Annotated in this window: 7 protein-coding genes; 2 read left to right on the top strand and 5 right to left on the bottom strand. The window is 39.6% G+C overall.

Going from position 1 to position 8,496, the window contains the following annotated elements:
• The first annotated feature begins 664 nt into the window (after nt 1–664).
• Together VJ937_RS05570 and VJ937_RS05575 are read left to right on the top strand one after the other, a co-directional pair.
• The gene (locus VJ937_RS05570) at nt 665–1,882 is read left to right on the top strand and encodes an ATP-binding protein (RefSeq protein ID WP_324065900.1); all 1,218 of its coding nucleotides are present in this window, start codon (nt 665–667) and stop codon (nt 1,880–1,882) included.
• Nucleotides 1,883–2,261: 379 nt separating this feature from the next.
• Nucleotides 2,262–2,621, top strand: coding sequence for a VanZ family protein (locus VJ937_RS05575; RefSeq protein WP_324065901.1), 360 nt, complete (start codon nt 2,262–2,264; stop codon nt 2,619–2,621).
• 200 nt (nt 2,622–2,821) lie between these two features.
• Here VJ937_RS05575 and VJ937_RS05580 read toward each other — a convergent pair whose 3' ends face one another.
• The 5 genes from VJ937_RS05580 to VJ937_RS05600 form a co-directional block, all read right to left on the bottom strand.
• Nucleotides 2,822–3,247, bottom strand: coding sequence for an OsmC family protein (locus VJ937_RS05580; RefSeq protein ID WP_057953227.1), 426 nt, complete (start codon nt 3,245–3,247; stop codon nt 2,822–2,824).
• A 136-nt stretch (nt 3,248–3,383) separates the two neighbouring features.
• The gene (locus tag VJ937_RS05585; RefSeq protein WP_324065902.1) at nt 3,384–4,070 is read right to left on the bottom strand and encodes a rhomboid family intramembrane serine protease; all 687 of its coding nucleotides are present in this window, start codon (nt 4,068–4,070) and stop codon (nt 3,384–3,386) included.
• Nucleotides 4,051–6,339 (bottom strand): hybrid sensor histidine kinase/response regulator, encoded by a 2,289-nt coding sequence (locus VJ937_RS05590; protein WP_324065903.1) that lies wholly within the window; start codon nt 6,337–6,339, stop codon nt 4,051–4,053. Before VJ937_RS05590 ends, VJ937_RS05585 begins: the two co-directional genes overlap by 20 nt.
• Nucleotides 6,340–6,455: 116 nt before the next feature.
• On the bottom strand, nt 6,456–8,033 hold the full coding sequence (locus tag VJ937_RS05595; RefSeq protein ID WP_324065904.1) for a peptide chain release factor 3: 1,578 nt from the start codon (nt 8,031–8,033) through the stop codon (nt 6,456–6,458).
• Between the two features lie 199 nt (nt 8,034–8,232).
• The coding region (locus VJ937_RS05600; RefSeq protein WP_324065905.1) for a hypothetical protein at nt 8,233–8,496 on the bottom strand (264 nt) is incomplete at its 5' end.

The following is an 8,496-nucleotide window of genomic DNA, read 5'->3' on the forward strand; positions in this document are numbered from 1 at the left end:
GCGTTCGTGGCGAGAAACTCTTGGCAACAAGTCGCAGCGTGAGGTTTTCTGCAAACGGGCATAAAATGAAAAACGCTATTTCGGATTATTCAGGAACTCACACCGCGACATTCAGGAACATCAGATCAAAGATGAAAACCGCGCGGGGGAGGCTATGGTTTCGCTCCAGGCGAAGCTGCTGCTGCGGGGTTAAAACCTAATCAGCAACGTAATCGCGATCCGCCAGCTGGCTGAAGAACCCCCACCGCGCAGCTTGCACAAAATTTATACGCTACGACCATGAGCACCAAACCGAACGAAATTGCTTGTAATCAGGTTAATCTTCTGTAATACAATCTGATCGAAGCGTCCCTTCTCCTCGAGGCCGTGTCCGATTGCCAGCGGAAGAAGGCCAGGATGAGGTGATAACGGAGCACTCCCTCTCCTTGAGGCCGTGTCCGATTACCAGCGGAAGAGGGACAAGGTGAGGTGATAAAACACAACGCTCGCAAAGATCGCAGCGTAAAAGCCTCTTGCGTTCCTGGCGGGAACTAGAAAAATAAAAGCGCATTATAAAACCAAATAGCCACGTATATATTGTAATTAAACACAAAAAATATTAAAATATTTTGTAATGAATTACAAATATTAACATATATTTGTGTAGGGCATTACAATTTTATATATGGAATCACTTTTTGAATATAGTCAGCAACGCATCAATCGAACAAAAACGGACTTTTTCCGAAGTATGTATACCAGCATCGACTGGAGCTGCAGGTTAATAGAAATTAGAGGAGCCAGAGGGGTTGGTAAAACAACCTTGATGCTGCAAAAAGCCCTTCAATTAAGCCATAAAGACATGACGAAGGTTTTATATGCATCGCTTGATGATCCTTTTTTTTATAACCACACAATTCTTGATGTAGCCGATTATTTTACGAAATATGGCGGGTTGTATTTGTTTTTAGATGAAGTACATAAATATCCCTCTAAATTTCCTTCACACGATTGGTCTGCCGAAATTAAGGTCATGTATGACCGCTATCCTGATCTTCAGATTGTTTATTCGGGTTCTTCTGTATTACAGCTATTTAAAGGGCATGGCGACTTAAGTCGACGAAAATGCAGTTATGATCTCCCCGGATTATCGTTTCGGGAATATGCAAACTGGACGAATAAAAGAGAGTGGCCTGTTTTTGCATTGCCACAATTATTAGATAAGCATTCTGAAATTGCAAAGGAAATCACCAATGAGATAAAAATTATTCCATTATTCGTTGATTATCTCAAACACGGATATTATCCTTATTTCGAAGAGGCTCCCGGCCAGTTTTGCCATCGATTAAGAGATACAATTAATGTGATTCTGGAGCAGGATTTACCAACTGTTGCTTCTTTTTCACGCGAAAATCATGTGAAGTTAAAAAAACTGCTTGCCGTTCTTTCTGAGTCTGTACCTTTTACTCCAAATCTCTCCAATTTGCGGTCAGAATTGTTTATTGCCGATCAGCGTACCTTATTGAATTATTTGGATGCGCTCGAAAAGGCTGAATTGTTAAGTACCTTAGATAAAGAAGTAAAAGGGATAAAAAAAATGCAAAAACCTTCAAAAATTTATCTTAACAATACCAATTTATTGAATTGTCTGTTTTTTGATAAGCCTAATGTTGGCACGGAGCGTGAAACATTTTTCTACAATCAGCTTCGAAGTGTTCACAGGGTGAACTATCCTGATAAAGGGGACTTTATTGTTGATTCAAACTATACATTTGAAATAGGAGGAAAGAACAAAACTACTTTTCAAATACAAGGAATACCCGCTTCTTATCTTGTAGTTGATGATATTGAAATTGGGTTTGGTAATAAAATACCCTTATGGTTGTTTGGGTTCCTATATTGATTTTTCCCACACAACGACCGCAACGAAGACGCAACGTGCGCAACGCAAAGACCCGTGGCGCTCGTAGCTTGATATTTTCGCCGCGCTCGTGGCGAGAAATGCTTTTTATGTAATCCTCGATAACCGGGACGCATCGCCTGCAACAAATACGCAAAGTAAGAACCTGGCTATAATGAGTGAAAAGAATTTAACCCCAAAGGCTAAATAATACACACTGAAATAAAACATGCAAAGACCAAAAACCGCAGTCAGACAATTCTCTCAATAATTCCAGCACTGGTTTCACTTTATGGAAAAAATTATTTCTGCGCTACCGTTACTTGCCTGCATGTTCTTTTTAAAAATCAAAAAATAGTATATTCGTAAAAACTATATACGAATGTCGCAGAAAACCCTCCGTATAATATTCTGGTTGCTAATTATCAGTTTTATAGTAATTTCAAGTATCCCCAACAGCACGCTTAACCGTACGGTTCAGGCCGATAACTTTGCGTTCCGGCTCGATTATGTATTGCATTTTATAGCCTATCTGGCAATTGGGGTTTTAGCAGCATTGGCCTATAGGCCCAATTGGAAGGTGTTTTTGCTGCTTATTGTTTTTGCCATGGCAGAGGAAGGCCACCAATACTGGATTCCACATCGCACCATGAACCCCGTAGATTTTATGTTTGATGTTTTGGGTTTGGTGGTTGCGATTACGGGCTTTTACGTAAATAAATACATTCGGAAACAAATCTAAAGCACCTATAAATTGCTTTTTAACTCATACATATTTTTTATTTGCTTAGTAATAAGCAGGAAAAGAATTTATCGGGTTTAGGCATAGGAAAGGGCTGATTTTACTAAGTTTTTGGGGAAGCTACCACAGGAGACAAGGAATAAAAAAACCGCCGCATTCTCATGCAACGGTTTTGGTGTATGTCTAAATAAAAAAACGGATTATGATTCGGTAATTTTTATTTCGTGCGTAATAGGAATCACTTTGCGGTAAAAGTCACTTACGCCGCAATAGCGTTCCTGGCTGAGATTTACAGCTTTTTCGATTTTGTCTTTGGGCAGGTTTTTGCCTTTAAATTCATACACGATGTGCATTTTAATGTATTGCACCGGATGTTCTTCGTTTTGTTCGCCTTCTACCTCTACATTAAAGTCATCGACTTCAACGCGCATTTTTTTAAGAATTGATATTACATCCATTCCTGTGCAGCCTACCAATGCTGCCAGCATAAGGGGTTTTGGGCGAGGCCCTTTGTCTTTTCCACCAACCTTCTCGTCGGCATCTATCATGAATTTATGATTGCTAACTTCTGTCTCAAAAGCCATGTCGCCTTTCCAGTTTACACTGGCTGTTTGTTTCTTTCCCATATTTCGTATTTTATAAAATTTTACAAGATCTGTTATTGGTTGAACACACTTCCAGGCAAATCGTTTACAAACCCTATTCCAAAGAATAAAATATTTAGATATCTGGATATATTTTTATAAACTGAGGGTCTCCTTGTTAGTGGTTGTTGGGTTTATAATGGTAATTGATTTCAGCTTCAGATATTTTATGCGTGGAGTGCATGTCGGGATGTTCAGGGTCATGGTCGTCTTCATCTTCCTTCGGTTCATCGGTATAGATTGCTTTTTTTCGCCACAAGATGGCCAGCATTATTCCGGCCAGCGCACCTCCTGCATGCCCTTCCCACGACACATTGCCGTCCTGTGGTAAAACGCCCCACACCATACTGCCATACATAAATACAATGATAAGGGCAAATGCACCGAGCGTGCGTTGTTTTTTCAAAAAACCGAGCGTAGCCAGCATAAACGCTAATCCATATATAACGCCGGATGCTCCAAGGTGACAGCCAGAACGGCCGAATGACCAAATTACCAGGGCACTTATCAGCCAAATTGTCAGCACTGCAATAAATAATCTTCGGGGCATGTAGTAAAAAGTTCCCGCCGCCAGAAAAAAGAGTGGAGGCAGGTTAGATAACAGGTGAGCAGTATCGCTGTGGAAAAAAGGGTACAGAAATATACCGTAAAAGTGTGACCACTCGCCGGGTAATATTCCCGGACAAAATTCAGAATCAAAAAATTGTTGTACGATAAAAAGTAGCGCCACTGTAAAGCTAATCAGCATTGATACAAAAATGCTGTTGCGTACGTGTTTCCCTTCTTTATGTGTGCGTTCGTCCATTTAATAGTTTTGCAGCCTTTTGCAGGAGCAGTTTTGCATTTATGGGCTTAAAAAGTATCACATCCACCATGGTTGATAAGTCTTCTGTTATTTTGCTTTGCGGCAGCGCTGTATAACCAATTACAGGTAAATTTGGTAATTGTTTTCGCACCTGCTCTATTTGTGTTTTGAGTAATGTATTTTCTCTGAAAATATTTATAAGCAGCAGGTCGCATGGTTGTTCATTCAGCACTGGCAATGCTTCTTCAAATTTTGTGGCCCGTTTTATATTCAATTGATACTGATCGAGTAGCTCACCAACAAATTCTGCAGATTCGGCATCGCTGTCTATAATTAACACGTTTTTTCCCGGTGTGGGTGCAGGTTGTATTGTTTCTGATTGCTCTTTTTCAGTAATTGTAACTGGTATTGTCAGATCAAATCGCGTGCCTTTACCTCTTTCGCTTTTAACATTAATGGTTCCTCCGAGCAAATCGATATATCCTTTCACTATAGCAAGACCAAGTCCTTTACCCTGTTCATTTTTTTCTTGTGTCGCATGGGCACTGAAAAAACGGTTAAATATTTTTTGCAAATCAAGGTCGTTTATTCCAGTTCCAGTATCTTCGACATATCCATGTAGCTTTTGGCCTTCAATTTTACATCCAAATTGTATTTCGCCCTCTGAGGTAAATTTTATGGCATTGCTTAAAAGGTTGGTAAATATTTGGAGTAGTTTGGTTCTGTCTGTTTTAATCAGCAGATGATCTGCATTGCAGTTCCTGGTGATTTTAACATTTGGTGATCGTAATGTTTTTTCACTTACCACAAGCGATTCTACTTCTTTCATGAATTCGTCGATGTAGAATGCCTGTTCTTCGGTTTTGATGTTACCGCTTTGCAGTTGTGTGAGATCAATGAGTGCATGTATGAGTTGGAGCAGGTATTGGCCATTGTCATAAATTATACTCAGGTACTGTTGTTTTTTCTCTTCCGGAATATTGGGTTTGAGTTTCAAAATTTGACTGAATCCGGCAATGGAATTCAATGGCGATCTTAAATCGTGGCTGATATTGGCAAGAAAATCACTTTTTGCAACATTGGCCCGTTCTGCTTTTTGTTGTGCTTTCCTCAGGTGTGTTTCGTGTTCGTATTGCTGTGTAATGTCCCTGCCTATACTTGCTACAAGGGTTTGCTTATGCAGGTAAATCGGGAAAATTTTTGTTTCAATATACCTTGAACGGTTTGAATTGTTTATAAAGCTGTGCCTGAGGTTAATTTTTGAAGTGGTGGTGTTATTATTCCTGATTTGGTCAATGTAATTTTTCACTTTTTCCTCTAATATTGAGGCTTCGTCAGTATTTTTTATGGGTGTTTTTAATAGCTCCCAGTATACTTTATCTATGGCATCTCTGCGGTGAATGCCAGTATACTCTTCAATTTTAATATTCCACTGCAATATTTTTCCATGTGTATCAAAAATAGCAATGGCATCGGCCGATTGGTATAATAGTTTTTTAAAAAGTTCTTCAGAGGCAATAAGCTGGCTTTGTATTGTCTCTTTGCTGTTGATTTCTCGTATGAGGTTGTCGTTTTTTGTTTTGAGCTCAGCGGTTCTTTGGGTTACTGTTTCCTGAAGGTTTTCGGCATATTCACGCAGCATTTTTTCTTTTTGAATACTTTCTACCTTGTGTTTATACAATATTTTACCAAAAACCCAGGCCAATACCATACATGCGGGAATTATGAAAAATTCGGTAAAGGCATCGTGATATTCGGAATTGTGTGGGTAGTGCAGCACTGTAAAAACAGTATAAATGGCCGCAAGCATAATTGCGTGAAATATTTCTGACAATATAAATGAGCTGCTGATGATAAAAATTCCAGCTACAAGTGTTAGGTAGCTCTGTTTGTAGTCCATACCTGAGATTACCCCTATCCATATGGCGCCATAAAGTAAAAATACGGTGATCATTTGTTGCTGAAAGTCTATACCCGGCATTCTTTTACGGTGAATCATTAAAAGCCCGGCAATACTGATCATTAATAGCGATATATCAGCAATTATAAAGATTTCTATGAGATTTTTTGCGTGCCATTTTTCAAAGTATACGATGTCACTCACCAACAAAATCAGCGAAAAGAACGACAAGAAATAGAGGAGGTATTTTAATCGTGCGTAATTGGCATGAGTAATGAGCCCCAAAGCCTTTTTCTGGTCAATTAAGGGGAGGTCTGCCAATGGATTTTTCAGCTTTTGCCTTATCTCGTATATTGTATCAGAGAACATTCAATTCAATTAATTAATAATATAAACGGATGCTTGATTGAAATATTGAGTCGTTTCGTTATTGTACGGAGCAAAAACAAAAGTGTATAAGAACAAAGCATTGTTTTGATCAATGATTAAAATTCATTGGTCAAATGGAAATTAATGTCTGGGAATTTCTCTTTTGCGCGGTCTAAATCAAAAGCCGACTCGGCCAGATAAACGTCATTTCCATGCTTATCTTCTGCTACTTGTTTGTATTTGCGTTTTTTAAAATCTTCTATTTGCTCATGATTTTCGCTTTCGAACCATACTGCCTTGTGAAACCCGACCGGCTCCCAGCGGCATTTTGCCCCGTATTCATGTAAGAGCCTGTATTCAATTACTTCGAACTGCAATGCCCCCACTGTTCCGATAATTTTTCGACCATTCATTTTCACAGTAAATAGCTGTGCTACACCCTCGTCCATCAGTTGGTCCACCCCTTTGGCCAGTTGTTTCGATTTCATGGGGTCGTCGTTTTCAATGTATTTGAACATTTCGGGCGAGAAACTTGGCAATCCTTTAAAATGAAGTGGTTCATTTTCGGTAAGGGTATCGCCGATTTTAAAATTTCCCGTATCGTGTAACCCAATAATATCACCCGGGTATGCCTCGTCTATTACTGATTTTTTGGAGGCCATGAAGGCTGTCGGGCTGCTGAATTTTATTTTTTTACCATTGCGCACATGAAGGTAATTGGTGTTGCGCTGAAATACACCACTACAAATTTTTATAAAAGCAAGCCTGTCGCGGTGTTTAGGATCCATGTTCGCGTGAATTTTAAACACGAAACCCGTAAATTTATTTTCATAGGCCTCCACATGTCGCTCTTCGGCTTCAGATGGCCGCGGTGTTGGAGCAATATCGATAAAACACTCCAGGAGTTCTTTTACGCCAAAATTGTACAACGCACTTCCGAAGAAAACAGGAGACACTTCTGCATTCAGGTATGTTTGATTTTCGAATGGTGGATAAACGCCATTGACCAACTCAATATCGTCACGAAGCTGCTGTGTGTAGTCCTCTCCAATGTAATCGATAATTTCGTCGCTGTCGGCACTTATTTGTAAGGGTTCTTCTGCTACCTGTTTGTCTTCTCCGGTAAAAATATTGAGTTTCCCGTCATACATGTTATAAATACCCCGTAGTCTTTTGCCCATACCAACCGGCCAGCTCAGCGGGCGTACTTTAATGTCGAGCTCGTTTTCAATTTCGTCAAGCAACTCAAATGGGTCTTTACCTTCACGGTCGAGTTTGTTGATAAATACAATTACGGGTGTCTTGCGCATGCGGCATACACGCATGAGTCTGCGTGTTTGCACCTCTACACCTTTTGCAGCATCTATTACTACTATAACAGAATCAACCGCTGTAAGGGTACGATAAGTATCCTCTGCAAAATCCTGGTGACCCGGCGTATCGAGGATGTTTATTTTAGTGTCTTTGTATTCGAAGCCCATTACTGAGGTGGCCACAGAAATTCCACGTTGGCGCTCGATTTCCATAAAATCGGAGGTGGCTCCTTTTTTAATTTTATTGGATTTTACTGCTCCGGCAACCCTGATGGCTCCACCAAAAAGCAATAATTTTTCTGTCAATGTTGTTTTTCCTGCATCCGGATGGCTTACAATTCCAAAAGTCCTGCGTCTGTCAATTTCTCCTTTCAAACTCATGCGTTTTCTTCTTTTTTTGCTGTAAATATGGTGGGATTTGTCCTGCGTATTTTTATGCAGGTTATCTGCCTTCTTTCAGGGTGCAAAAATAATCATTTATCTGTATAGATGAAGTTATTTACGCTAAAATCAGGAAGTTCCTGACTGGAGCGTACTTGTGTTAAGCATAGCGCTTAAGAAAATGCTTGTCTTTTTAGTGCTAACATTGCAGCTGCGGTAAACACAGGACACGGATTACGCTTTTAAAATCAGTTATGAGGTGTAATTTATTTCTCACTAGCTCATGCAAAGTTTTTGATGCAATATCATAGATAAACTGATTAAGACGGATACCGCTAAAGCTATTGTTCAGCGTCACTAAGTTTTCATGTCTGGTTTGAAATATTGATAAAGACAAATCAATCAGTTTTATCTGTGTTCTATTATTCACAAATAAGCTTCGTTTATCCTTCGGTAAGCTGGC

The organism is Salinivirga sp. (assembly GCF_035268865.1).
Lineage (GTDB): Bacteria > Bacteroidota > Bacteroidia > Bacteroidales > Salinivirgaceae > Salinivirga.